Raw genomic sequence first — 22,913 nt, forward strand, 5'->3', positions numbered from 1 at the left:
GGGCGGGGGCGTCGCGGGCGCAGGCCGGCGGAGGAGCAGGCGCGGATGCCGAATCGACGCCGCTCGTTCACCCGGTCGTCGTCGGCGGGGGCTATCGTCACGCGGGCGCGCGCTGCCCGGGCGGGCGCCCGGGAAGGGTCCGCGTGCCTCTCGACGCCGACCGCGCTCGCTCGTGGTCCTCGATACTCGCCGCCGTCGCGGCCGTGCTGTTCGTCGGCATCGCCGTGGTTCTCGTCGTGTCGTCGCAGGCCGTCGGGCGTGAACGCTCGCTCGAGAGCAGGGCGGCCGCGCAAGCGCCGGCGGTCGAGTCGAATGTCCCCGCACTCGACCCCATGCCCACGCCCACAGCCGCTCCCGCGCCTCGCGTCACGGTCGTTGCCGCGGATCCGGCGTGGACCACCCGCACGGCGGCCGCGACCGGCATCCGGGAGCGGGCTCTCCGCGCTTACGCCGCGGCGGCTCTCACGCTGCGGGTCGAGCAGCCGGGTTGCGGCCTCGGATGGAACACCCTCGCCGGGATCGGCGCAATCGAATCCGCGCACGGCACGCACTCCGGCGGGCATCTGGACGACGCCGGGTATCCGCAGCCCGCGATCCGTGGCATCCCCCTCGACGGCAGTGCGAGCGCCGCGATCGCCGACACGGACGGAGGCGAATGGGACGGGGATGCCATCTGGGATCGCGCCGTGGGGCCCTTGCAGTTCATTCCCGCGACGTGGCAGCGGTGGGGTGCCGACGGAAACGGTGACGGCACGAACGACCCGAACCAGATCGATGACGCGGCCCTCGCCGCCGCACGTTACCTCTGCGCTTCCGGCGAGATGTCGAGCGCGACCGGGTGGCGACGGGCGGTGTTCTCCTACAACCACCTCGACAGCTACGTCGACGACGTCGCGGCGGCGGCGAACGCGTACGCGGCTCGCGCCGCGGGGTGAGGCCTCAGCCGCCGAGCACGACGTTCTCGGGGTCTTCCCCCGCGCGCAGGTGATCGATTTGGCGGCGGACCAGACGTGCGATGCGGGGCCGCATGGCGTCGGTCGCACCGCCCACGTGGGGTGCGATCAGCACGCCCTCGAGCCTCCAGAGCGGGTGGTCGGCGGGGAGCGGTTCGGGATCGGTCACATCCAGCGCGGCGCGCAGCCGCCCGCGCTGCACGTGATCGACGAGTGCGTCCGTGTCGACGACGGGGCCGCGGCCGACGTTCACGACCAGGGCGCCGTCGGGCAGCGCGGAGAGCGCGTCGTCGTCGACGAGGCCCTGGGTGCTGTCGCCGCCGGGCAGCGACACGATGAGAACATCGGTCTCGGCCAGCACCTCCCGCAGCTTCCCGAGCGGGAAGACCTCGACGTCGTCCTGGAGGCGGCCGTGCGAGGCGACCGCGCGGATGTCGACCTCGAACGGCTTCAGGCGGGCCGCGATCGCCCGGCCGACGCCCCCGAAGCCGAGCAGCGCGACGCGCGCATCGGCGAGCCCGGGCGTGCCGTGACCCTTCCACTCGGCGCGGTCCTGCGCGCGCACGAAATCGGGCAGCGAGCGCTGCGCGGCCAGGGTGAGAGCGACGGCGAGTTCGGCGGTGGCGGTCTCGTGGACGCTCGCGGCATTGGCGAAGACGATGCCCTCCGGGAGGCGCCCTTCGACGTCGTCGTAGCCGATCGACTGTCCCTGCACGAGTCGGGTGGAGACCTCGGAAAGTCGAGCGACGACCCCGTTCATCGACATGTACGGTGGCACCACGATGTCGATGTGCGGGCGCGGTGCCGCGTCGGTCATGTCCCACACCAGCACCTCCACCCCCTCGGGCAGGGGCAGCAGGTCATCGCGCAGCTGCGCGGTCGGGACGGACACGACGAGGGAGGCAGTCACCCGGTCAACGCTAGTCGCGCGGTCGCGGTGCGGGGCCGCCGGGCGCGATGCGGACCCGCAGCGGTGATCGGGCGGTCCTGCGCCCCTATCCGGCGACGACCGCGGATTCCGGGCGGCGGCCGATGTGCACCCCGACGGGGATGTCGTAGGCGAGGTACTCCGCCAGCAGGTCCTCCGCGTCGCGGGCGAACAGCCGACGTGACAGCGCCGCCGCAAGCTTGGTCGCACCCCCGACGAGCCCGGGGATCTGGTGGCTCAGCATCCCCTGACTGATCCGGGCGCCGTGGTTGAAAAGGTGGATGCGCGACAACGCCGACCCGCCGGATCCGCCTCGGCTGACGAGGCCGAAGTCGTCGTCGAGGTAGGGGAACCGCGCGAGACCGGGGTTCTCTGACACTTGCGCGGGGGTGAGCACGTCTCTCCACACCATGGCATCCGGGGCCACCGTCGCCAGCTCCGGGCGCCGCGAGAGGTCCGCGACGATCCCCGTCGCGGCGATCACGACGTCGTACCGATGGATGCCATGCGGCGTCGTCACGACGATCTCGCGCTCGTCCCATTCGGCGCGGTGCCAGGGCGACGACGTCAGGAACCGGAAGCCGTCGAAGGCGTGCGCGCGCCAGATCGCGTTCTGCGTCGCGGGCTGGTCCACCGCCGAGAGATGGACGTTGAAGGCCCACTTCTGCGCGTCCGTGAACGACCCGTAGTTCTCGATGAGCCCCGCGAACTCCATCCACCGGTAGGGGCTCACCTGCGGCATGGCGGGACGCCGCATGTGCACGTCGACCGACAGAGCGCCGTTCTCGAGTGCCGTCGCGGCATTGTCGAACGCTCCGGTTCCCGCCCCGAGGACGCCGATCCGTTTCCCGGCGAGCGCGGCGAAGTCGATCGCGTCGTGGGTGTGGTGCACCCGGTCCCGCGGCAGCTCGGACAACAGGGCGGGGACGTGGCGACCACCGGCACCCTCGATGCCCGTGGCGAGCACGACGTGCCGAGCCAGCAGCGTCCACGAGCCGTCGGGGCCGTCCAGGTCGACCCGCAGGGGGCCCTCGGCATCCGTCGGGGTGATCGCCGTGACCGCCGTCGACCCGATGACCTCGATACCGCACACCGCGCGGTACCACTGCAGGAAACCCTGCCATGCGACGGTCGGGAAGAAGGCGATCTCCTCCCACGCGGTCTCGCCGTACACGGCCTCGAACCACGCGCGCGGGCTGACCGCGGGCACGCCCCACGTGGGCCAGGCGATGTCCTTCGGGGTGCGGAGCGTGTGCATGCGCGCGTACGTCGACCATGGCCCGGTAGCGTCGGCCGGGGCGGTGTCGAGCACGACGAGGTCGTCGATCCCGCGGCGCCGCAGTCCGCGCGCGAGGACGAGGCCCGCTTGACCGGCCCCCACGATGACGACCGGGTGCTCACCGTCGCGTTCGCCGACCCACGCGCGGCCGTCGCCGGCGCTGAGTGCCTCCTGACGCGCGGCGTCGCGTTCGAGGACGGCCAGGCGCGCGGCCGCGTCGGGGAGCGGTTCCCGCATGATCAGGCGACGACGACGCGCACGCCGTAGGCGTCGTCGAGGCGGAAGTTGTGGTGGTCCGACACGTTCGTGTCGTCGAGTTCGAGGTTGACGAAGTCCATGCTCGGCTCGGCGAAGAACGGTCCCGCGTGCCACGTGCCCTTTCGCATCGTGATGGCAGTGCGGGGCGGGATGCGGAACGCGCGCAGGTCGTCGAGACGGGGTTCGTCGATGCCCGGCGGGGCGACGGCGATGGTCCACTCGACATCGCCCACGGCCATGAGGGTCTGTGTCGTTTCGAGGTGTCTCGTGACGCGGGTGAACTCGGGCGCCTTGTCGTCGAGAGACATCAAGTAGAACCGGGGGATGCCGCCGGACACGTCGAGCACGGCCTCCTCGGCGGTGAAGGGGGTGCCGTCGGCCATGGGCCGGAGGATCACGCCGAACGGGGCGAACGTCTCGGCCGTGACGGTCTCGACGGGCAGGGAATGCGTGGCGAGTGGCTCGGTCATGCCCCGACGATATGCCCGCAGGGCGGGCGTTCGCGCAACTTGTCTGACATGTTCACGGTCCTGTTACGCCTCGGAAACGCCCCGATCGTGCCGCACCCTGCGGATGAGCGCGTTCCGCAGACCCGGGGGAGCCGACACCTGCACTTCGCGTGACCAATACCCGACGCCGTCGCCCGTGCCGTACCCGCAGTAGGTCATCTCGACCACCGGCGCGCCCGGGGCGGCTGCCAGCAGCGCCGCTCGCTCGGCATCCAGAGCCACCGCATCCACCCACATCGTCTCCCACGCCACCCGGATGCCGTTGGCTTCCTCGGCCAGCTCGAACACCGGCCGCTGCGGGTCGAGCTCGACGTCGCGGTCGAGGGGGATGAGGTCCTCGGCCAGCGCATAGGGCGCCCCGTCGACACTCCACACCTTGACCGTGCGGAACACCCGCGTCCCGTCCGGGAGATCGTCGAACCGGCTCGGGTTACCCGCCTCCAGGACACGGACACCGGATGCCGCGAGCTCGAGGCGTGGTTCGTACCCGGCCGAGCGGATGGACAGGGAGTGGTCGAATTGTTCGTCGATGCGGCGTCCGGCTTGGGGGAGGCGCCGGTTCGGGGACGTGCGCGTGCCCTGCGTGCGGTGCACATACCCGCGTTCCTCGAGCCGGACCAGTGCCTCGCGTACCGACGCGCGGCTGGCTCCGGTCAGCTCCGCGAGCCGAGGCTCGGAGGGCAACGTCTGGCCGGCATCGCTCCACAGGGCGAGGATCCGATCGATGACGCCATCCTGGTCTGTCTTGCGCATGGCCCCTCGCTCGCGTCGGCTCGACTCACTCGTGCGACCGCCGCAGTATCTCGACGGCGTGCTCCCGGCTCGACACCCCCAGCTTGCCGTAGATCGAGCGGACCTGCGTCTTGACCGTGTTGAGCGAGACGTTGCGGGCACGCGCGATCTCCGGCAGACCCAGGGTCGAGGTGAGCAGGTGGGCGAGTTCACGTTCCGTCGAGGTGAGGGCAGCGAGGTGCCCGGTGGCTGTCGAGCGGGCCGCGAGGTCCGGCAGTGCTTGACGGATCAGCGCGATGGCCGGTGCAAGATCGGCGTTGCGGGCCGAAACGAGGTCGAAGAGCCGTTCGGTGTCGCCGAACGGGATCATGAGGAACGGGGTCACCGAACGACCTGTGCGCTGAATCAGAAGGACTGCTGCCTCCATGCTCTGGACCGCGCGTTTCTCGCTTCCGAGCCGGAGGAAGGCGACGGCGCGCCGCGTCAGCAGCGGCGTGAGCGTGCGCAGGCAATGCTCATCGTGCAGAGCGACGCAGGCGTTCGTGGACTCGACGACCTCGCGTTCCCGACCCATCTGCAGGAGGGTTCCCGCGCGCTGCATGGGGAAACAGACGACATGCCCCGGGTGGGTGACCGCGTGGGAGAGGACGGCCAGCGCCTCCTCGAACTCGCCGAACGTGGTCAACATGTCGGCGTGCAGCCCCAGGGCCAGATCCCGTGCGATGCGGAAGCTGCGGCTGCGCATCGATCCGTGCAGCATCTCCCGTGTCTCGGCCAGCCCTGCAGCGATATCGCGCTCCAGGAACGATGCCCCCACCCGGAGCATTCGGGCGCTGTACAGCCAGTACGGGTCGAGGGGCTGCGCGTGCTCGAGCTCGTCGGCGATGATTCGCAGCTGCACGGAATCCGCACGGCTTACCGCGAACATCCCGTCACCGAGCAACAGGCAGTGCGACGTGTCTTCCCGCCCCCACCTCTGCGTCCGAAAGAGCTGCCGCCCTTCGTCGATCGCGCGCGACGCTGCGGGGTACTCGGCGTTGAGGCCCAGACTGAGCGCCTGAACGCTGAGCGCGCGGTACCTCTGCCCGGGCGTCTCCGCGAACAGCAGTGCCTCCGCGGCGTAATGTCCGCCGACCTGCGGCCAGCCGACCGCTGCACAGTACTCGGCGGCGGCGGCGAAGAGTCCCGACCGTGCGGCTCCCGAGAGCGCCGCGGGCCGGATGAGACGTCCCGAGTCGAAGTACCGCGAGACCAGCTCCACCCCGTCGCCGAGGGCGTCGTGGCGGGCGCGCGCGACGAGCATGGCGGACAGAAGCATCGCGCGCGCGTCCGTCCACAGCGCGGGGGCGGGTCCGGGCTCGGCCTCCGCCAGCAGAGACAGGTGTCGCCCGAGCGGTTGACCGCGCCCCGGCTCGAGCCGCGCCCACGTGTGCGCGGCGGCAGCGCGCAGCGCTGCGCTGGGCTCGATGGAACCATCGGAATCGCTCATGTGACCTCCGCGGCACGACCCCGACCTCCTGGTTCGGGCGCCAGGAGGTCACGTCGTGGAATGACAAGCACCCCGGACGGGCGGTCAGACGCTCATTCGGGTTCACGTCCGGCCGCGGAGGCAACGTCCCCATTGCCGAGCCCCCACAGGGAGGATAAGCCAATCGCAACCGCGGCGGTACGTTTATCTGCACCGGGATCCCCCACGCCGGGAGGCTCCTGCCGGGCTGGCGGCCGTATCAGGCGGCGGCGGTGACGACGGCGGAGATCGCCGAGGTGAAGAATCCGAGCCCGTCGACGCCCGAACGCATGGCCGCGACGGTGCCGGGACCGAATCCCGGTTCTACGGCGTGCTCGGGGTGCGGCATGAGTCCGACGACGTTCCCGCGCTCGTTGGTGAGGCCGGCGATGTCGTCGAGCGAGCCGTTCGGGTTCACGCCGAGATAGCGGAAGGCCACGAGGCCTTCACCGTTGACGCGGGCCAGGGTCTCGGCATCCGCGATGTACCCGCCATCAGCGTTCTTGAGGGGGATGACGATCTCGTCGCCCTCGGCGAAGGAGGTCGTCCACGCGGTCGCGGCGTTCTCGACGCGCAAGCGCTGGTCGCGACGGATGAACTGCTGGTGGGCGTTGCGGATCAAGCCACCGGGCAGCAGGTGGGCCTCGACGAGCATCTGGAAGCCGTTGCAGATGCCGAGGATCGGCATGCCCTTGGCCGCGGCATCCTTCACCTCGGACATGATCGGCGCGAATGCGGCGATCGCACCGGCGCGCAGGTAGTCGCCGTAGCTGAAGCCTCCGGGGAGGACCAGGGCGTCGACGCCCTGGAGGTCGTGCTCGCCGTGCCACAGCGCGACGGGCTCGCCGCCGGCGAGGCGGATGGCGCGCTGAGCGTCGCGATCGTCGAGCGATCCGGGGAAGGTGATGACCCCGATGCGAGCGGTCACTCGACGACCTCGATGTTGACGACGTCTTCGATGACGGCATTCGACAGCATCTCGTCGGCGAGCTCGCGGGCGCGGGCGAGCGTGGCCTCATCGACCTCGCCGTCGACGGTGAGCTCGAAGCGCTTGCCGATCCGCACATCCGAGAACCGGCTCTCGCCCAGTCGCGACAGTGCACCGGCGACGGCCTTTCCCTGCGGGTCGAGAAGCTCGGCCTTGGGCATGACGTCGACGACGATGGTGGGCATTCCAGCTCCAGGTGTCGGAAGGGCAGTGGATGCCATTCTACGGGGCCGGTCCGGGCTCCTTCCCACATCATGTGGGAGCGCTCTCTTGACACCGTGGGAGCGATCCCATACTGTCGACCCGACTGGTGAGAGCGCTCCCACGATTCAGAGGTCGAGGGGCGCCGCGCACAGGAGCACACCGGTCCACCACCACGAAGGAGTGTTCTGTGAAATCACGTGCCCTGCGCCGTGCCGCCGTCGTCGCGGCCGTCGCCTCCACCTCCGCCCTCGTGCTCGCCGGATGCTCCGGCGGCGGGGGCTCCGCCTCAGGCGACGGCGAGATCACGCTCACCATTGCCACCTTCAACGACTTCGGCTACACCGACGCGCTCCTGCAGGAGTACATGGACGCGCACCCGAACGTGAAGATCGTCCACAACAAGGCCGCGACCAGCAACGAGGCCCGCGAGAACTACTTCCAGAAGCTCGGCAAGACCGGCCTCGCCGACATCGAGGCGATCGAGGTCGACTGGCTGCCCGAGGTCATGGAGTACGCCGATCTCCTCGCTCCCGTGCCGGAAGACCTGAAGAGCCGTTGGCTCGACTACAAGGTCGAGGCCGCCACGAGCCCCGAGGGCAACCTCGTCGGCTACGGCACCGACATCGGACCCGAGGGTGTCTGCTACCGCTCCGACCTGTTCGCCGCGGCGGGCCTGCCCACCGACCGCGAAGAGGTCGCCCAGCTCCTGCAGGGCGACTGGTCCACCTACTTCGCGGTCGGCGACCAGTACGTCGCCGCCACCGGCAAGGCCTTCTTCGACTCCGCGGGCGGCACCTACCAGGGTGCGATTAACCAGGTCGAGGCGGCTTACGAGGACCCCGACACGGGCGAGATCATCGCCACGAGCAACCCCGAGGTCAAGGAGATCTACGACGAGGTGCTCCAGGCCAGCGCTACGCAGTCGGCGCACCTCGGCCAGTGGTCCGACGACTGGTTCGCCGGCCTGTCGAACGGCGCTTTCGCCACGATGCTGTGCCCGGGATGGATGCTCGGCGTCATCGAGGGCAACGCCCCCGACGTCACCGGCTGGGACATCGCCAACGTCTTCCCCGGCGGTGCCGGCAACTGGGGTGGGTCGTACCTGACCGTCCCCGCTAACGGCGCGAACGTCGAGGCCGCGCAGGAGCTCGCCGACTGGCTGACCGACCCCGAGACCCAGGTCAAGGCGTTTGAGAACGCCGGCACGTTCCCGAGCCAGACCGAGGCGCTCGAAGCCGACGCCCTGCTCAGCAGCACCAACGCGTACTTCAACGACGCACCGGTCGGCGAGATGCTCTCCGAGCGGGCGCAGGCCGTGGAGGTGTCGCCGTACAAGGGCACCTTCTACTTCCAGATCAACGACGCGATGCAGAAGGCCCTGACGCGCGTCGAAGACGGAACCCAGGATGCCGCGTCCTCGTGGCAGCAGTGGGCGACCGAGGTCGACGCCCTGTCCTGACCGATCCCTTCCCGCGTGAGGTGCCAAGAAACGTCGCTTCGCGACCTCGCGAAGCGACAGTTTCTGGCACCTCACGCGTGAGAACAGGAGAACAGACCGTGACAAGCACACTCGAACGACCCACGCGGGGCGCGGCGCCGGAGGCGCGCGCGCGCGAGCCGCGGCGCGTCGGCTTCAGCCGGCGCCGCAGCGCGTGGGACCTCAAGCTCTCGCCCTACCTCTACATCTCGCCGTTCTTCATCCTGTTCGCGATCACGGGCCTGTTCCCGATCGCGTACACCGCGGTCATCTCGTTCATGGACTGGGATCTCGTCCGCAACTCGGGCGAGTTCATCGGCTTCGACCAGTACGCCTGGGTGCTCAGCCAGCCCAAGTTCTGGATCGCCCTGCGCAACACCTTCAGCATCTTCCTGCTCTCCAGCGTCCCGCAGCTGATCCTCGCGATCTTCATCGCGGCGATGCTCGACCAGAACATCCGCGCGAAGACCTTCTGGCGCATGAGCGTGCTGATCCCCTACGTCATGGCTCCCGTGGCCGTGGCGCTCATCTTCAGCAACATGTTCGGTGACCAGTACGGCGTGGTGAACACGACGCTCCAGAACCTCGGACTCCCGGCCGTGCCGTGGCACTCCGACGCGTTCGCCAGCCACATCGCGATCGCCACGATGGTCAACTTCCGCTGGACCGGATACAACACCCTGATCCTCCTCGCCGCGATGCAGGCGGTGCCGCGCGAGTACTACGAAGCGGCCACCGTCGACGGCGCCGGGAAGCTTCGACAGTTCTTCTCCATCACGCTGCCGAGCCTCAAGCCGACCCTCATCTTCGTCATCATCACCTCGACGATCGGCGGCCTGCAGATCTTCGACGAGCCGCGCATGTACGACCAGTACGGAACCGGCGGCGCCGACAACCAGTGGCTCACCGTCACCCTGTGGCTCTACAACGTCGGGTGGGGCGAGTGGAACTTCGGCCGCGCCGCGGCGCTGGCGTGGATCCTGTTCCTCATCATCCTCGCGATCGGCGTCATCAACCTGTTCATCACGCGCTCCCTCGTCCGCGACGAGGGCCGTCGCGACGCGCGCTCCCGCCGCGAGGTCCGCGCCCAGGCGCGCGCCGCGAAGAAGCAGCTCGCACGAGAGGAGGCGGCACGATGAGCTCCGTCAACGCCGTTCCCGTCCCCGTCATCGATCCCGATCTCCCCGCCAAGCCGCGGCGTCGTCCGCGCCCGGTGCGTGGCTCGCGTCCGGGCTGGTTCGTGTACGCCGCGCTCGGTGCCGTTCTGCTGGCGAGCATCTTCCCCTTCTACTGGTCGCTCCTCATCGGTTCGGGCGACTCGTCGACGATCCGGGATGCGAACCGGTCGTGGCTGCCCGGCGGGAACTTCTTCGCCAACGCCGCCGCCGTCATCGGCGACCCCGCGGTCAACTTCTGGCCGGCGCTGCTCAACTCGATCATCAGCTCCGGGCTCATCGCGGCATCCGTCGTGTTCTTCTCCACGCTCGCGGGGTGGGCGTTCGCCAAGCTCCGGTTCCGCGGCGGGCCGTGGCTCCTCGTCTTCGTCGTGGCGACGATGGCCGTCCCGACGCAGCTGGGTGTCGTGCCGCTCTACATCCTGTTCAGCGAGCTCGGCTGGACCGGGCAGCTCGGCGCCATCATCATTCCGGCTCTGACGAGCGCCTTCGGGGTGTTCTGGATGACGCAGTACCTGCGCCAGGCCGTGCCGGACGAGCTCATCGAGGCGGCGCGCGTCGACGGTGCCAGCTCGTTCCGCACCTTCCTCACCGTGGGCGTGCCCGCGGCGCGGCCGGCCGCGGCGATGCTCGCGCTGTTCACATTCGTGAGCGCGTGGAACAACTTCTTCTGGCCGTTCATCGTCCTCGACCGCCAGAATCCGACGCTGCCGGTGGCCCTCTCGCTGCTGCAGTCCAACTACTTCGTCGACTACTCGATCGTCCTCGCGGGCGTGCTGCTGTCGACGATCCCGCTGCTGCTGCTGTTCGTCTTCGCGGGCAAGCAGCTGGTCAGTGGCATCATGCAAGGGGCGGTCAAGGGATGACACTTGCGCCCGCGGAAGGAACCCGATCCATGTCGCACACCCGAGCCTTTCCCGAGGGCTTTCTCTTCGGCGCCGCCACGGCCGCGTACCAGATCGAAGGGGCGGCATTCGAAGACGGCCGCACCGCCTCGATCTGGGACGCCTTCAGCCGCGTACCGGACGCCGTGATCAACGCCGACAACGGCGACGTCGCGTGCGATCACTACCACCGGTACCGCGACGACGTGCAGGTCATGAAGCGCCTGGGGCTGCAGACCTATCGCTTCTCGACGTCGTGGTCGCGCGTGCGCCCCGACGGCGGTGCCCTCAACCCGAAGGGCGTCGACTTCTACAAGCGTCTCGTCGACGAGCTGCTGGATGCCGGCATCCTGCCGTGGCTGACCCTGTACCACTGGGACCTTCCCCAGGCCCTGCAGGACCGCGGCGGCTGGACCGTGCGCGAGACGAGCGACCTCTTCACCGAGTACGCGCTCGACATGCACGACGCCCTCGGCGATCGGGTCGACGTGTGGACGACGCTCAACGAACCGTGGTGCTCGTCGTTCCTCAGCTACACCGCCGGCGCCCACGCTCCCGGGCACTACTCGCAGGCGGAGGGCATGCTCGCCGCCCATCACCTGCTCCTCGGACACGGCCAGACCGTGCGCGAGCTCCGCGCCCGCGACGCCTCGCTCAACCTGGGGCTGACGCTGAACCTGACGGTGGCGGATGCCGTCGACCCGGCGAACCCCGCCGACCTCGACGCCGCACGGCGCGTCGACGGGCAGTTCAACCGGTGGTTCCTCGACCCCGTGTTCCGCGGCAGCTACCCGGCGGACATCATCCAGGACTTCCGCGACGTGGACTCCGCGGCGGTGGCGCGCTGGCAGGAGGCCGTCCTTCCGGGCGACCTCGACGTCATCTCGACGCCGATCGACACGCTCGGCGTGAACTACTACCACGGCGAGTTCGTCGGTGGCACCGCGCCCCGGGTGAACCCCCCGGGTGGCGACGCGCCGACGGTCCGAGCGACCTCCTCCCCGTTCCCGGCGCACGAGAACCTGTTCTGGCACGACCGCGGTCTGCCGCGCACGACCATGGGCTGGGAGGTCCAGCCCGAGGGTCTCACGCAGCTGCTCGGTCGTGTGAGCGACGAGTACTCGGCGGCGGCCGGGGTCGCGCTCTATGTCACCGAGAACGGCGCTGCCTACGACGACGTGCCCGTGACCGAGGGCGGCGAGACCCGCGTGCACGACGTCGAGCGCGTGGAGTTCGTGGAGGCGCACCTCGCCGCGATCCTCGACGCCCTGGACAAGGGCATCGACGTGCGCGGGTACTTCTACTGGTCGCTGCTCGACAACTTCGAGTGGGCATGGGGGTACGAGAAGCGATTCGGCATCGTCCACGTGGATTACGCGACGCAGGAGCGGACGGTGAAGGACTCGGGTCTGTCGTACGCCCGCGTCATCGCGGAGCGGGCGTTGTCCGTCACAGCGCCGGTCGTTCCCGCCTGACGCGATCCAGTCGTCCCGGGCATCGCCCGATCTCACGACGAGTTCGAATCAGCGCGAAGGAGTACGCTCACAACGACGCCGTGAGTGACCCGGCGCACGGTCGCATCTGAGCCCGGGAGGAGACCGATGGATCTCGCTCCTGCGCGGGGTGCCGCCACCATCGAGGAGGTCGCGGCGCGAGCCGGCGTCTCACGCTCGACCGTGTCGCGCGTGGTCAACGGTTCGACCGCGGTCTCACCGGCCGCGCTCGAAGCGGTACGCCGCGCGATCGAAGAGCTGCAGTACGTCCCCAACCGGGCCGCCCGCTCGCTCGCGAGCCGCCAGACCAGGGCGATCGCCCTCGTCATCCCCGAAGACACCGACCGCTTCTTCGGCGACCCGTTCTTCGGATCGATCGTCGCCGGGATCGGCGAGGTCATCGGCGAGTCCGACTACGTCATGAACATGCTCATCGCCAGCGATGACGCCAGCGCCAAAGCCCTCGGGTACCTCCGCGGCGGCAGCGTCGACGGCGCGATCGTGGCATCCCACCACACCAGCGACACCTTCGTCGACCGGCTCGCGGATGCCGTGCCCGTGGTCTACGGCGGTCGCCCCGCGCGCGTGCGCGCCACCGACCACTACGTCGACGTCGACAACCTCCGCGGCGGGAGGGATGCCACGACGTATCTCCTCGACCGCGGACACCGCCGCCTCGCAACCATCGCCGGCCCCGCCGACATGCCCGCCGGCATCGACCGCCTGCAGGGGTTCCGGGACGCGCTCGCCGAGGTGGGACTGACGCCGGTCGCGGTGGAGGACGGCGACTTCACCGAAGCCGGTGGCGCGGATGCGATGCGTCGGATCCTGGCATCCGGAGAAGCACCCGAGGCGGTGTTCGTGGCGAGCGACCTCATGGCGCGGGGGGCCTACACCGCGCTTCGCGAGCGCGGATACGAACCGGGGCGTGACGTCGCGGTCATCGGTTTCGACGACTCGGCGGTGGCGACCTCGCTGGTACCGGCACTGACGACGGTGCGGCAGCCGTCGCACGACCAGGGGCGTCACATGGCGATGATGCTGCTCGACGTGCTCGCCGGGCGTGCGACCGTCAACACCGCGATCCTGCCGACCGAGATCATCGAGCGCGCGTCGGCCTGATGCACGTCGGACGACACGGACGAGGTGAACCGCTAGCCTGAGCGGAACACCGGGCGAACCCGAATCCGCGTCGGTGTCGGAAGGATCGACCATGCGTCGATGGAGAAGCGCTGTCTTCGTGGCGGCGGTGCTGGCGGCCGCATGTCTCACCGGCTGCGCTACCGAAACGGCGGAGCCGGTGGCCACGGCGGCATCCACGCCGTCGATCACCGTCGCGACCCCGAACGCGACCCCCACACCCTCCGCGTCGGCGGAGAGTCTCGCCGCGAACGTCCCGGGCTCCTGCGACGAGCTCGGCACCGCGAGCAGCCGTGCCGAGACCGTGGGCGGTCTGACCGCGCAGCACGCCGACGGCTTCGTGCGCCCCGCGCCCGCGAACGCCACCACCGTGCTGTCGTGCAACTGGATCCAGGAGGAGGCGGCGGCGGTCCTGCTGATCGTCAGCACCGCGACCGACACCGACGTGTCCGAGGGATTGAGCGCACTGGCATCCGAGGGGTACGGATGTCAGGCCGCGCAGGACTTCGGCGCGCACTTCTGCACGCGCCCGGGCGACGCGGTCGACAGCGAAGACGTCGTCGTGGCGTGCGACGACGTCTGGATCTACCTCGAGACCGTCAACGTCAACGCGCGCGCGTGGTTGTCCGACATCGCCGCGCAGATCTTCGCCTGACGCTCACCCCCGCGACGCGGGGATCAGGCCGAGGGGCGCCCCTTGGGCCGGATCGGCTGCTGGTACACGTCGGGGACGTCGTCGTCGTCGGCATCCACGTCCTCCGCGAGGGCGAGCTGCTTGTAGCGACGGTTGCGCACGAGGAGCACACTCGCCGCCAGCAGGGATGCCAGGAGCGAGGCGACCATGATCGCGATCTTGGCGTCGTCGGTGTGCGGCGAGCCCGCGGGGAAGCTCAGTTCGGCGATCAGCAGGGACACCGTGAACCCGATGCCGGCGAGGAGGCCGACACCGGCGAGGTCGATCCACTTCAGCGCCGGGTCGAGCCGCACCTTCGTCACGAGCGTCAGCACGCGGACACCGAGCAGGATGCCGATGGGCTTGCCGAGGACGAGACCGGCCACGACGCCGATCGTCACGGGATCCATGATCGCCCGCGCGAGGCCCTCGCCCCCGCCGACCGAGACGCCCGCGGCGAAGAACGCGAAGATCGGCACCGCGATTCCGGCCGACAGAGGGCGGAAGCGGTGCTCGAACTCTTCCGCGAGGTCCATGCCGTTGGTCTCGGGACGCCGGCGCGAAGGGGCGACCGGGATCGTGAACGCCAGGGCGACACCCGCGATCGTGGCGTGCACGCCCGAGGCATGGAGGAACGCCCACGCGGCGAAACCGATCGGCAGCAGAACCACCCACGCGGCCCAGCGGTGGCGCGCGAACCAGGCCCGACCCCGATGGGCGATGACGCCGTAGATCGCAACGAGCACGGCGAAGACCGCGAGGGGCAGGAGCGAGATGTCGCTGGTGTAGAACAGCGCGATGATCGCGATCGCGATGAGGTCGTCGACGACCGCGAGCGTCAGCAGGAAGATGCGCAGCGGACCCGGCAGATGAGAGCCGACGAGCGCGAGCACCGCGACGGCGAACGCGATGTCGGTCGCCGCGGGAATCGCCCATCCGGCCAGCAGGCTCGGCTGCGACGCCACGATCACGACATAGATGAGCGCCGGTACCGCGACGCCTGCCGCGGCCGCGGTGATCGGAACGATCGCGGTGCTGAAGCGGCGGAGACTCCCCACGACGATCTCGCGCTTGAGTTCGAGGCCGACGAGGAAGAAGAAGATCGCGAGCAGACCGTCAGCCGCCCAGGCGCCCACGCTCAGCTCGAGGTGCCACGGCTCATAGCCGAAGCGGAAATCGCGCACGGCGAAGTAGGCGTCGGAGGCGGGCGAGTTCGCCCAAATGATCGCGGCGATCGCGGCGATCACCAACAGCATTCCGCCGACCGCTTCGCGGCGGAGGAGCGTCGTGACGCGGTGGACTTCGGCGTAGCCCGGCCAGCGCGGCGCGCGGACGTCGTTCTCGGTCATGGCATCCTTCGGGGTCGATCGACTGATCGTCGACCAGACTTCCCGACACGCCTCGACCATTCTACCGGGGCGTGACTGGGCGGCTCATGGGTGCCGACACGACGCGGGGCGTCCGTGCGGATCGTCCGTGTCGTGGACGCCCCGTCCCGTCGTGTCGAGGTCAGTCCTCTTCGGGGTTGAAGTTCGACGCGGTGTCGGAGTGGCCTGCGGCCACACCGGTCTCCGTGTCGGGGATGGTGCCGTCGGTGCCGAGACCGCCGGGCTTGGGTGCCCCGTCGGTGTCCGACGGCGAGACCTCGACGTCGGCGCCTTCGTAGGAGTTCTCGTCTGCTGCGGCCTGCGAGGGGTCGTTTCCGGATGCCATGGCGTCCCTTTCTCGTCGTCGGTGGCGAGGCGCGAGCCGCCGTCGCCGTGTGGGCCGACGCTACCCGGGAGGGCAACACCGGCGAACCCGGTTGCGGCCGCGCGCCGGGTGTGGTGGACCGCCGCGGGGTTCTCGGGGGATGCCAGGGCCCCGGCTCAGGACGGGTCGCCGCCCAGGGGGCCCACCGCGGGGATCGGGCCGCCGTCGTCGGCGCCGGTCTTGCGGGCGCGGGCGATGGCGTTCCCGAGGTGGTAGATGACCAGGGCGGCGGCCGAGCCCAGCACGATCGCGCCGAGTTGGAAGTCGCCCCACTGCATCGTGAAGCCCGCGATCGCCAGCACGAGCGCAACCGCACCCGTGTACTGGTTGACCGGACGGGAGAAGTCGACGCGGTTGTCGACCCAGATCTTGATGCCGATGATGCCGATCAGGCCGTAGAGGGCTGTCGTCACGCCGCCCAGCACTCCGGCGGGGATCGTGTTGAACACCGCCCCGACCTTCGGCGACAGGCTCAGCACGATCGCTGTCAGACCGGCCACCCAGTACACGGCGGTCGAGTAGACGCGCGTCGCCGCCATCACGCCGATGTTCTCGCCGTACGTCGTCGTGCCCGACCCGCCGAACGCGCCCGCGAGCGTGGTGGCGGCGCCGTCGGCGATGAGCGCGCGCCCGGTGGAGCGGTTGGCCGTGGCATCCGTCATCGCCGCCACGCCGCGCACGTGCCCGACGTTCTCGGCGACCAGCACCAGCACGACGGGGAGGAACATCGCGATGACCGACCAGGTCTGCGGCGACGCGAAGTCGGCGATCTGGAACTCGGGGAGCCCGACCCACGGCGCCGCCTCGACCGCGGCGAAGTCGATGAGCTGCTCACCCGTTCCGGCCTGGATCAGCACCGTCGCGACGTACCCGACGATGACCCCCAGGAAGATCGAGATGCGGCCGAGGAACCCGCGGAACAGCACGCTGAACAGGATCACCGCGACGAGGGTGATGGTGCCCGGCACCGGCTGCAGCTGGAAGTTCTGCCACGCGACGGGCGCCAGGTTGAAGCCGATGAGGGCAACGATCGCTCCCGCCACGACGGGCGGCATGACTCTGTCGACCCAGCCAAGACCGGCGAACTGCACCACGAAGCCGATGGCCATGAGCAGGATGCCGACGGCCACGATGCCCGCGAGCGCCGAACCGAACCCGGCGGTCGCGGTGGCCGCGGTCACGGGTGCGATGAACGCGAACGACGAGCCGAGGTAGCTGGGGAGCCGGTTGCGGGTGACGAGGAGGAACAGCAGCGTCCCGACGCCCGAGAACAGCAGCGTCGTCGACACCGGGAACCCGGTGAGCACGGGCACGAGGAACGTCGCACCGAACATGGCGATGACGTGCTGCAGGCCGATCGCGATCGTGGCGCCCCAGTTGAGTCGTTCGCCCGGGGCGACGACCGCGCCCGGTGCCACGGTGCGCCCGTTTCCGTGCAGCTTCCACTGGAACATGTGTTTCTCCTCGCGGTGGGGGTGGGGGCGTGTGCGCTCGCCGGGCGACGCGCCGCCGTGCGCCGCCGTGTGGCCCCGGCGAACCCGGGGCCTCAGGACGTCAGGCGCTCGAGCAGTTCGGCGTAGCGGGCGCGCGTGCGCGTCACGATGTCGTCGGGGAGGGTGGGGGGCTCGCCCTGCTTGTCCCAGTGGGCGGCCAGCCAGTCCCGGACGATCTGCTTGTCGAAGCTCGCCATGCGCGCGGCGGGGGTCGTGCCCGTGCGCCAGGACTCGGCATCCCAATAGCGCGACGAGTCCGACGTCAGCACCTCGTCGGCCAGCGTCAGCACGCCCTCGGCGTCAAACCCGAACTCGAACTTCGTGTCGGCGAGGATCAGCCCGCGCTCCTCGGCCGTCGCGGAAGCCCGCCGGTAGATCTCGAGCGACACGTCGCGCAGCGCAGCCGCAGTGTCTTCGCCGACGAGCTCGACCGAACGCTCGAACGTGATGTTCTCGTCGTGCTCTCCCATCGGAGCCTTGTACGCCGGCGTGTACAGCGGCTCAGGCAGACGGTCGCCGTCGCGAAGACCCTCGGGAAGCGGGATGCCGCACACCGTGCGCGTCGCCTGGTACTCGGCCCAGCCCGAGCCGGTGAGGTAGCCGCGCACGACGCATTCGATCGGTTGCATGTCGAGCGACCGCACGATCATGGCGCGTCCGCGCACGGCATCCGGAATCAGCTCGTGCGGTTCGTCGCCCACGAGGATGTGGTCGGCCGCCAGGTGGTTCGGGATGCCATGTTCCCCGTCAGCACCCGCCAGCTGATCGAACCACCACAGGCTGAGTGTCGTCAGCAGCACGCCCTTGTCGGGGATGCCGGGGCTCAGGACGTGGTCGAAGGCGCTGACCCGGTCGCTCGCGACGACCAGCAGGTGCGCCGGCTGGCCCCCTTCGGCGGTGTCGGCGGGGACGTAGAGGTCGCGGACCTTGCCCGAGTAGACGTGGCGCCAGCCGTCGAGGGCGGGAGGGGGAGCGGGGATCACCCGCTCATTATCGCGGGTCGTTCGCATGGCCGATGGCCGTGAGGACACAGATTTTGCCACATCGGGGCGTGCGGCGCCCGCCCCCCTGTCCTCCCACGGCAAGTAGGTACCGTCGAAGAATGACCGAGGCGAAACCCGACACCGAGGCATCCGTCGATCCGCACGCCGGAAGCACGCACCGCACCCTCCGCGGGTGGGTCTTCTGGCCCGCCGCCGCGATCGCGCTCGTGTTCATCGCGTTCGCGCTCCTGTTCCCTTCCGCCGCGGAAGCGGCGTTCGGTACGTTGCAGACCGCGATCGTCTCGGCGTTCAACTGGTACTACGTGCTCATCGCGGCGTTCTTCGTCGTGTTCGCGCTGACCATGGGCTTCAGCCGCTTCGGCCGCATCAAGCTCGGCGCGGACGACGACGAGCCGGAGTTCTCGACGATGTCGTGGTTCGCGCTGCTCTTCGCCGCGGGCATGGGTATCGGGCTGGTGTTCTACGGGGTGAGCGAGCCGCTCAGCCACTTCGCGTCGCCCCGGCCCGGCGTGGAGGGAACCGAGACCGAGCTCGCGCAGCAAGCCATGTCGCAGACGTTCCTCCACTGGGGCGTGCACGCGTGGTCGATCTACGTCGTGCTGGGACTCGCGCTGGCCTACGCCTTCCATCGGCGAAAGCGCCCCCGGACGATCCGCTGGGCCCTCGAGCCGATCCTGGGGGCGCGGCTCGTGCAGGGCGCGTGGGGGAACGCCATCGACGTCGCCGCTCTCGTCGGCACGCTCTTCGGCGTCGCGACCTCGCTCGGTCTCGGCGTCATCCAGATCAGCGCCGGCCTCGAGTTCCTGAACGTGGTGCCCACCACCATCGTCAGTCAGGCGATCCTTATCGGCATCATCACCGGTTTCGTGCTGTTCTCCGTGCTGTCCGGCGTCGGCCGCGGAATGAAGTGGCTGTCGAACATCAACCTCGTGCTCGCCGGTTTGCTCATGCTGTTCCTGCTGTTCGTCGGACCCACCGAGTTCCTCCTGCGCGATGTCGTGCAGTCCATCGGCAACTACATCCAGAACTTCATCGGTCTGTCCTTCACCGTGAGCGCGTATTCCGGCGAAGCCGGCGTGGCCTGGCAGGGCGCGTGGACCGCGTTCTACTGGGGCTGGTGGATCTCGTGGGCCCCCTTCGTCGGAATCTTCATCGCGCGCATCTCGCGCGGACGCACGGTGCGGGAGTTCGTCACCGGCGTGATCCTGGTGCCCACGCTCGTCGGCATCCTGTGGTTCACGGTGCTCGGTGGATCGGCGATCTACGCAGAGCTGACGGGATCGGCGACCTTCGTCGGCGAGGACGGAACGGTGGATGTCTCGACGGCGCTGTTCCAGCTGCTGGAGACGGTGCCCGGTTCGGCGATTCTGACCGTCGGATTCCTGATCCTCATCGGGATCTTCTTCATCACCTCGGCCGACTCGGGCGCGCTGGTGATGAGCATGATCGCCACGGGCGGGGAGGAGACGCCCCCGCGGTGGACCCGTATCTTCTTCACGCTCGCGACGTCGGTGATCGCGCTCGCGCTGCTCATCGCGGGCGGACTGACGGCCCTGCAGACCGCGGCGATCAGTATCGCGCTGCCGTTCAGTCTCGTGCTGCTCGCCATCTGCTGGGCCACGGTCGTGGCGTTCCGGCGTGAGATCAAGGCGTACGACCGCGTCCAGCGGGCCCGGTTCCGCGACCAGATCGGCGAGCACTACGGCCTCGAGGTCGAAGAGGCCAACCAACGCGGCATCTTCGGGTTACCCGCGTGGTGGCGGCAGCGCCGCGCGTCCGCGACCGACGCCGACGGGTCGTAACGCCCCCGCGTGACACGGGCGCTCGCGGCGCGCCCGCGCGCCCGCGTCGTGCGTGCGCCGGTGTGGCGTGTCGAGTGTCCAAGACACGCGGATGCCTCGCGGGGTCGTCCGCGTGTTGTGGACACTGAGCCGGGGGTCGTAACGCCCCCGCGTGACACGGGCGCTCGCGGCGTGCCCGCGCGCCCGCGTGCCGTGTTGAGTGTCCAGGACACGCGGATGCTTCGCGGGGTTGTCCGCGTGTTGTGGACACCGAACGGGGGTCCGGCCGGGCGCCGCGCTCGCCGCGCGCTCGCGTCCTCCGCACCGCCCATGATGCGCCCGCAATGCGTTATAGTCCATGTGGACTAGTCGACAAGGACCATGGAGGGGTGGATGCCGGACAGCACGCGCCTCACGCCGCTCGCGGTCATGCTCTTGGCGACCCTCCGCGAGGGAGACATGCATCCGTACGAGATGCTGCGACTGCTGCGCGATCGCCGCGACGACCGCCTGGTCCCGCTGCAGAAGGGTACGACCTACCACACGATCGCCCGCCTCGAACGGGACGGCCTCATCGCCGAGGTGGGCGTCGACCGCGAGGGCAACCGTCCCGAGCGCACGACGTACACGCTGCTCGACGCGGGCCGGGATGCCGTGGAGGCCTGGGTGCGGGCGGAGCTGCCGCAGATCGACCGGCCGAGTGATTTCCGGGTCGCGCTCGCCGAAGCCCACAACCTCGATCGCGACGACGTCGTCGCCCTCCTCGACCGGCGCCGGGAACTCCTCGTCGCTTCGCTGGCGGAGCACCGTGCGGGGCTCGCCCGGGCGCGCGAGCGCGCCGTCGCGCGCCAGTACATGGTCGAGGTGGAGCGGCAGGCCGCTCTCCTCGACGCCGAGCTCGCGTGGCAGGACGCGCTGCACCGGAGCCTTACCGACGGCACCCTCCCCTGGGGTGTCGACGGCCCTTCTCACCCCGAACGATTCCGCGTCTCGAAGGAGACCCCCGCATGACCGACTCCCGCGCCGCATCCGTGGCATCCGCTCCGCCCGAACGCAGCCCGTGGCCCGCCCTCTGGGCGCTCGTCATCGGCTTCTTCATGATCCTCGTCGACACGACGATCGTCTCGGTGGCCAACCCGGCCATCAAGGCGGCCCTGGACCCCTCGACCAACAACCTCGACAACGTCGTGTGGGTCACGAGCGCCTACCTGCTCACCTACGCCGTCCCGCTCCCGGTCACCGGACGCCTCGGCGATCGCTTCGGCCCCAAGAACATCTACCTCGTGGGCCTGGCGATCTTCACCCTCGCCTCGCTCGCGTGCGGTCTCGCGACCTCGCTCGAGACGCTGATCATCGCGCGTGCCGTTCAGGGTCTCGGCGCCGCGCTCATGACGCCGCAGACCATGGCCGTCATCACCCGCACGTTCCCGCCCCAGCGCCGCGGGGCGGCCATGGGGCTGTGGGGAGCCACCGCCGGCGTGGCGACGCTCGTCGGCCCTCTCGCCGGCGGTCTGCTCGTCGACGGACTCGGGTGGGAGTGGATCTTCTTCATCAACATCCCCGTCGGGATCATCGGCTTCATCGCGGCGCTGGTGCTCGTGCCGCAGCTGCCCACGTCGACGCACAAGTTCGACCTTCTGGGGGTCGCCCTCAGCGCCGTCGGTCTCTTCCTCATCGTCTTCGGGCTGCAGGAGGGCGAGCACTTCGACTGGGCCGCGTGGATCTGGGTCATGGTCGTCGCCGGCGTGCTGGTGATGGGGCTGTTCGTGTGGACGCAGGCCCGCACGACCAGCGAGCCCCTCGTGCCGCTCGACCTGTTCCGTGACCGGAACTTCTCGATCGCGAACCTCGCGATCGCCGCGGTCGGCTTCACCGTCACCAGCATGGCGCTCCCACAGATGTTCTACCTGCAGCTCGCGCGCGGACTGACGCCGACCGAGTCGGCGCTGCTGCTGATCCCGCTGGCGATTCTCTCCGGCGCGCTGGCCCCGTCCGCTGGAAAGCTGCTCGACCGCACCGACCCGCGCTTCCTGCTCGTGCCGGGGCTGCTGCTCGTGGGCGGTTCGCTGGTGCTGTACGCCGTGCTCATCTTCGGCGATGCGCCCATCTGGGCGTTCCTCATCCCGTCCGCGCTGATGGGTGTGGGAAACGCCGGCATGTGGGGTCCGCTCGCCACCACCGCGACCCGCAACCTGCCGCCTCGTCAAGCCGGTGCCGGCGCAGGCATCTACAACACGACCCGTACCGTCGGGTCGGTGGTCGGTTCGGCATCCATCGCCGCCTTCATGCAGGCGCGCCTCGAGGTGAACCTGCCGGGGGCGGGGGATGCCGCGGAGAGCTTCGGTTCCGGGACGCTCCCGGCCCCGGTGGTGGAAGGGTTCTCCACCGCCATGGGTCAGGCGCTGCTGTTGCCGATCGCGGTGATCTGCCTGGGGCTGATCGCGGTGCTGTTCATGCGGCGCCCGTCGGTGATCCGGCCGCACGGCTCGCCGCGGGACGCCGCGCCCGCCGCGGCACAGGGCGCCCCGGCATCCGCCGGCGAGTAAGCCCGCCGGCCCCCGGGGTTGGACGAGACTTCATTGCGCTGACGACTGCCGTGACAGCTGCGGGCGTTTCGTCGGCGCGATGACGTCTCTCCGGCGCCCCGGGGTCGCCGAGACTTCATTGCGCTGACGCCCGCCGC

At 69.8% G+C, this 22,913-nt stretch carries 21 protein-coding genes; 10 read left to right on the forward strand and 11 right to left on the reverse strand.

The genetic code is table 11. The annotated features are described in order from the left end of the window. Positions 1-143 precede the first annotated feature (143 nt). Positions 144-935, forward strand: a complete 792-nt coding sequence (locus MHY30_RS06170; protein WP_239276001.1) for a lytic transglycosylase domain-containing protein — start codon at positions 144-146, stop codon at positions 933-935. 4 nt (positions 936-939) lie between these two features. Here MHY30_RS06170 and MHY30_RS06175 read toward each other — a convergent pair whose 3' ends face one another. The 7 genes from MHY30_RS06175 to purS all read right to left on the reverse strand — a co-directional run bounded on the left by MHY30_RS06175 (position 940) and on the right by purS (position 7,339). Then, a complete protein-coding gene (locus MHY30_RS06175) occupies positions 940-1,863 on the reverse strand; it encodes a 2-hydroxyacid dehydrogenase (RefSeq protein WP_239276002.1) in 924 nt (307 codons plus the stop codon). An 85-nt stretch (positions 1,864-1,948) separates the two neighbouring features. After that, positions 1,949-3,397 carry an FAD-dependent oxidoreductase gene (locus MHY30_RS06180; protein WP_239276003.1) on the reverse strand — a complete coding sequence of 483 codons (1,449 nt, stop codon included), beginning with the start codon at positions 3,395-3,397 and terminating at the stop codon, positions 1,949-1,951. Between the two features lie 2 nt (positions 3,398-3,399). Beyond that, the gene (locus MHY30_RS06185) at positions 3,400-3,888 is read right to left on the reverse strand and encodes an ureidoglycolate lyase (RefSeq protein WP_239276004.1); all 489 of its coding nucleotides are present in this window, start codon (positions 3,886-3,888) and stop codon (positions 3,400-3,402) included. A 63-nt stretch (positions 3,889-3,951) separates the two neighbouring features. After that, positions 3,952-4,680 (reverse strand): GntR family transcriptional regulator, encoded by a 729-nt coding sequence (locus tag MHY30_RS06190; protein ID WP_275438134.1) that lies wholly within the window; start codon positions 4,678-4,680, stop codon positions 3,952-3,954. A 25-nt stretch (positions 4,681-4,705) separates the two neighbouring features. Continuing rightward, positions 4,706-6,148: a helix-turn-helix transcriptional regulator gene (locus tag MHY30_RS06200; protein WP_239276005.1), complete on the reverse strand. Its 1,443-nt coding sequence runs from the start codon at positions 6,146-6,148 to the stop codon at positions 4,706-4,708. A gap of 238 nt (positions 6,149-6,386) precedes the next feature. Further along, positions 6,387-7,094 (reverse strand): phosphoribosylformylglycinamidine synthase subunit PurQ, encoded by a 708-nt coding sequence (gene purQ / locus MHY30_RS06205; protein ID WP_239276006.1) that lies wholly within the window; start codon positions 7,092-7,094, stop codon positions 6,387-6,389. Then, positions 7,091-7,339 carry a phosphoribosylformylglycinamidine synthase subunit PurS gene (purS, locus tag MHY30_RS06210; RefSeq protein WP_239276007.1) on the reverse strand — a complete coding sequence of 83 codons (249 nt, stop codon included), beginning with the start codon at positions 7,337-7,339 and terminating at the stop codon, positions 7,091-7,093. The genes purQ and purS overlap by 4 nt, the downstream gene beginning before the upstream one ends. A 206-nt stretch (positions 7,340-7,545) precedes the next feature. Between purS and MHY30_RS06215 the strand changes: the two genes are divergently transcribed. The 6 genes from MHY30_RS06215 to MHY30_RS06240 all read left to right on the forward strand — a co-directional run bounded on the left by MHY30_RS06215 (position 7,546) and on the right by MHY30_RS06240 (position 14,182). Then, entirely contained in the window at positions 7,546-8,817 is a 1,272-nt protein-coding gene (locus tag MHY30_RS06215; RefSeq protein ID WP_239276008.1) for an ABC transporter substrate-binding protein, read from the forward strand. Between the two features lie 98 nt (positions 8,818-8,915). Further along, a complete protein-coding gene (locus MHY30_RS06220; RefSeq protein WP_239276009.1) occupies positions 8,916-9,974 on the forward strand; it encodes a carbohydrate ABC transporter permease in 1,059 nt (352 codons plus the stop codon). Beyond that, the gene (locus MHY30_RS06225) at positions 9,971-10,876 is read left to right on the forward strand and encodes a carbohydrate ABC transporter permease (protein ID WP_239276010.1); all 906 of its coding nucleotides are present in this window, start codon (positions 9,971-9,973) and stop codon (positions 10,874-10,876) included. Before MHY30_RS06220 ends, MHY30_RS06225 begins: the two co-directional genes overlap by 4 nt. Before the next feature lie 29 nt (positions 10,877-10,905). Beyond that, positions 10,906-12,369: a GH1 family beta-glucosidase gene (locus MHY30_RS06230; protein WP_239276011.1), complete on the forward strand. Its 1,464-nt coding sequence runs from the start codon at positions 10,906-10,908 to the stop codon at positions 12,367-12,369. A gap of 126 nt (positions 12,370-12,495) precedes the next feature. Then, positions 12,496-13,509 carry a LacI family DNA-binding transcriptional regulator gene (locus MHY30_RS06235; RefSeq protein WP_239276012.1) on the forward strand — a complete coding sequence of 338 codons (1,014 nt, stop codon included), beginning with the start codon at positions 12,496-12,498 and terminating at the stop codon, positions 13,507-13,509. Positions 13,510-13,600: 91 nt separating this feature from the next. Then, complete coding sequence (locus MHY30_RS06240) at positions 13,601-14,182, forward strand: hypothetical protein (protein WP_239276013.1); 582 nt, start codon at positions 13,601-13,603, stop codon at positions 14,180-14,182. Positions 14,183-14,205: 23 nt separating this feature from the next. On the opposite strand, the gene nhaA is transcribed toward MHY30_RS06240, so the two are convergent. The 4 genes from nhaA to MHY30_RS06260 all read right to left on the reverse strand — a co-directional run bounded on the left by nhaA (position 14,206) and on the right by MHY30_RS06260 (position 18,455). Then, on the reverse strand, positions 14,206-15,549 hold the full coding sequence (gene nhaA, locus MHY30_RS06245) for a Na+/H+ antiporter NhaA (protein ID WP_239276014.1): 1,344 nt from the start codon (positions 15,547-15,549) through the stop codon (positions 14,206-14,208). A 160-nt stretch (positions 15,550-15,709) separates the two neighbouring features. Next, positions 15,710-15,913 carry a hypothetical protein gene (locus tag MHY30_RS06250; RefSeq protein WP_239276015.1) on the reverse strand — a complete coding sequence of 68 codons (204 nt, stop codon included), beginning with the start codon at positions 15,911-15,913 and terminating at the stop codon, positions 15,710-15,712. 155 nt (positions 15,914-16,068) lie between these two features. Then, positions 16,069-17,406 (reverse strand): uracil-xanthine permease family protein, encoded by a 1,338-nt coding sequence (locus tag MHY30_RS06255; RefSeq protein ID WP_239276016.1) that lies wholly within the window; start codon positions 17,404-17,406, stop codon positions 16,069-16,071. 92 nt (positions 17,407-17,498) lie between these two features. Then, on the reverse strand, positions 17,499-18,455 hold the full coding sequence (locus MHY30_RS06260; protein ID WP_239276017.1) for a phosphoribosylaminoimidazolesuccinocarboxamide synthase: 957 nt from the start codon (positions 18,453-18,455) through the stop codon (positions 17,499-17,501). A gap of 92 nt (positions 18,456-18,547) precedes the next feature. On the opposite strand from MHY30_RS06260, the gene MHY30_RS06265 reads away from it, so the two are divergent. The 3 genes from MHY30_RS06265 (at position 18,548) to MHY30_RS06275 (ending at position 22,776) form a co-directional block, all read left to right on the forward strand. After that, entirely contained in the window at positions 18,548-20,251 is a 1,704-nt protein-coding gene (locus MHY30_RS06265; RefSeq protein WP_239276018.1) for a BCCT family transporter, read from the forward strand. A 372-nt stretch (positions 20,252-20,623) separates the two neighbouring features. Beyond that, a complete protein-coding gene (locus tag MHY30_RS06270) occupies positions 20,624-21,241 on the forward strand; it encodes a PadR family transcriptional regulator (RefSeq protein ID WP_239276019.1) in 618 nt (205 codons plus the stop codon). Then, entirely contained in the window at positions 21,238-22,776 is a 1,539-nt protein-coding gene (locus tag MHY30_RS06275; protein WP_239276020.1) for a DHA2 family efflux MFS transporter permease subunit, read from the forward strand. Before MHY30_RS06270 ends, MHY30_RS06275 begins: the two co-directional genes overlap by 4 nt. The last annotated feature ends 137 nt before the right edge of the window (positions 22,777-22,913 follow it).

Source organism: Microbacterium sp. ACRRU, from assembly GCF_022346945.1.
GTDB lineage: Bacteria > Actinomycetota > Actinomycetes > Actinomycetales > Microbacteriaceae > Microbacterium > Microbacterium mcarthurae.

Bases quoted from the DNA above. Each gene is read 5' to 3' on its own strand.
- MHY30_RS06180 (WP_239276003.1), bottom strand. From the start codon at position 3,397: ATGCGGGAACCGCTCCCCGACGCGGCCGCGCGCCTGGCCGTCCTCGAA.
- MHY30_RS06185 (WP_239276004.1), bottom strand. From the start codon at position 3,888: ATGACCGAGCCACTCGCCACGCATTCCCTGCCCGTCGAGACCGTCACG.
- MHY30_RS06190 (WP_275438134.1), bottom strand. From the start codon at position 4,680: ATGCGCAAGACAGACCAGGATGGCGTCATCGATCGGATCCTCGCCCTG.
- MHY30_RS06200 (WP_239276005.1), bottom strand. From the start codon at position 6,148: ATGAGCGATTCCGATGGTTCCATCGAGCCCAGCGCAGCGCTGCGCGCT.
- purS (WP_239276007.1), bottom strand. From the start codon at position 7,339: ATGCCCACCATCGTCGTCGACGTCATGCCCAAGGCCGAGCTTCTCGAC.
- MHY30_RS06225 (WP_239276010.1), top strand. From the start codon at position 9,971: ATGAGCTCCGTCAACGCCGTTCCCGTCCCCGTCATCGATCCCGATCTC.
- MHY30_RS06230 (WP_239276011.1), top strand. From the start codon at position 10,906: ATGTCGCACACCCGAGCCTTTCCCGAGGGCTTTCTCTTCGGCGCCGCC.
- MHY30_RS06235 (WP_239276012.1), top strand. From the start codon at position 12,496: ATGGATCTCGCTCCTGCGCGGGGTGCCGCCACCATCGAGGAGGTCGCG.
- MHY30_RS06240 (WP_239276013.1), top strand. From the start codon at position 13,601: ATGCGTCGATGGAGAAGCGCTGTCTTCGTGGCGGCGGTGCTGGCGGCC.
- nhaA (WP_239276014.1), bottom strand. From the start codon at position 15,549: ATGACCGAGAACGACGTCCGCGCGCCGCGCTGGCCGGGCTACGCCGAA.
- MHY30_RS06250 (WP_239276015.1), bottom strand. From the start codon at position 15,913: ATGGCATCCGGAAACGACCCCTCGCAGGCCGCAGCAGACGAGAACTCC.
- MHY30_RS06255 (WP_239276016.1), bottom strand. From the start codon at position 17,406: ATGTTCCAGTGGAAGCTGCACGGAAACGGGCGCACCGTGGCACCGGGC.
- MHY30_RS06260 (WP_239276017.1), bottom strand. From the start codon at position 18,455: ATGCGAACGACCCGCGATAATGAGCGGGTGATCCCCGCTCCCCCTCCC.
- MHY30_RS06265 (WP_239276018.1), top strand. From the start codon at position 18,548: ATGACCGAGGCGAAACCCGACACCGAGGCATCCGTCGATCCGCACGCC.
- MHY30_RS06270 (WP_239276019.1), top strand. From the start codon at position 20,624: ATGCCGGACAGCACGCGCCTCACGCCGCTCGCGGTCATGCTCTTGGCG.
- MHY30_RS06275 (WP_239276020.1), top strand. From the start codon at position 21,238: ATGACCGACTCCCGCGCCGCATCCGTGGCATCCGCTCCGCCCGAACGC.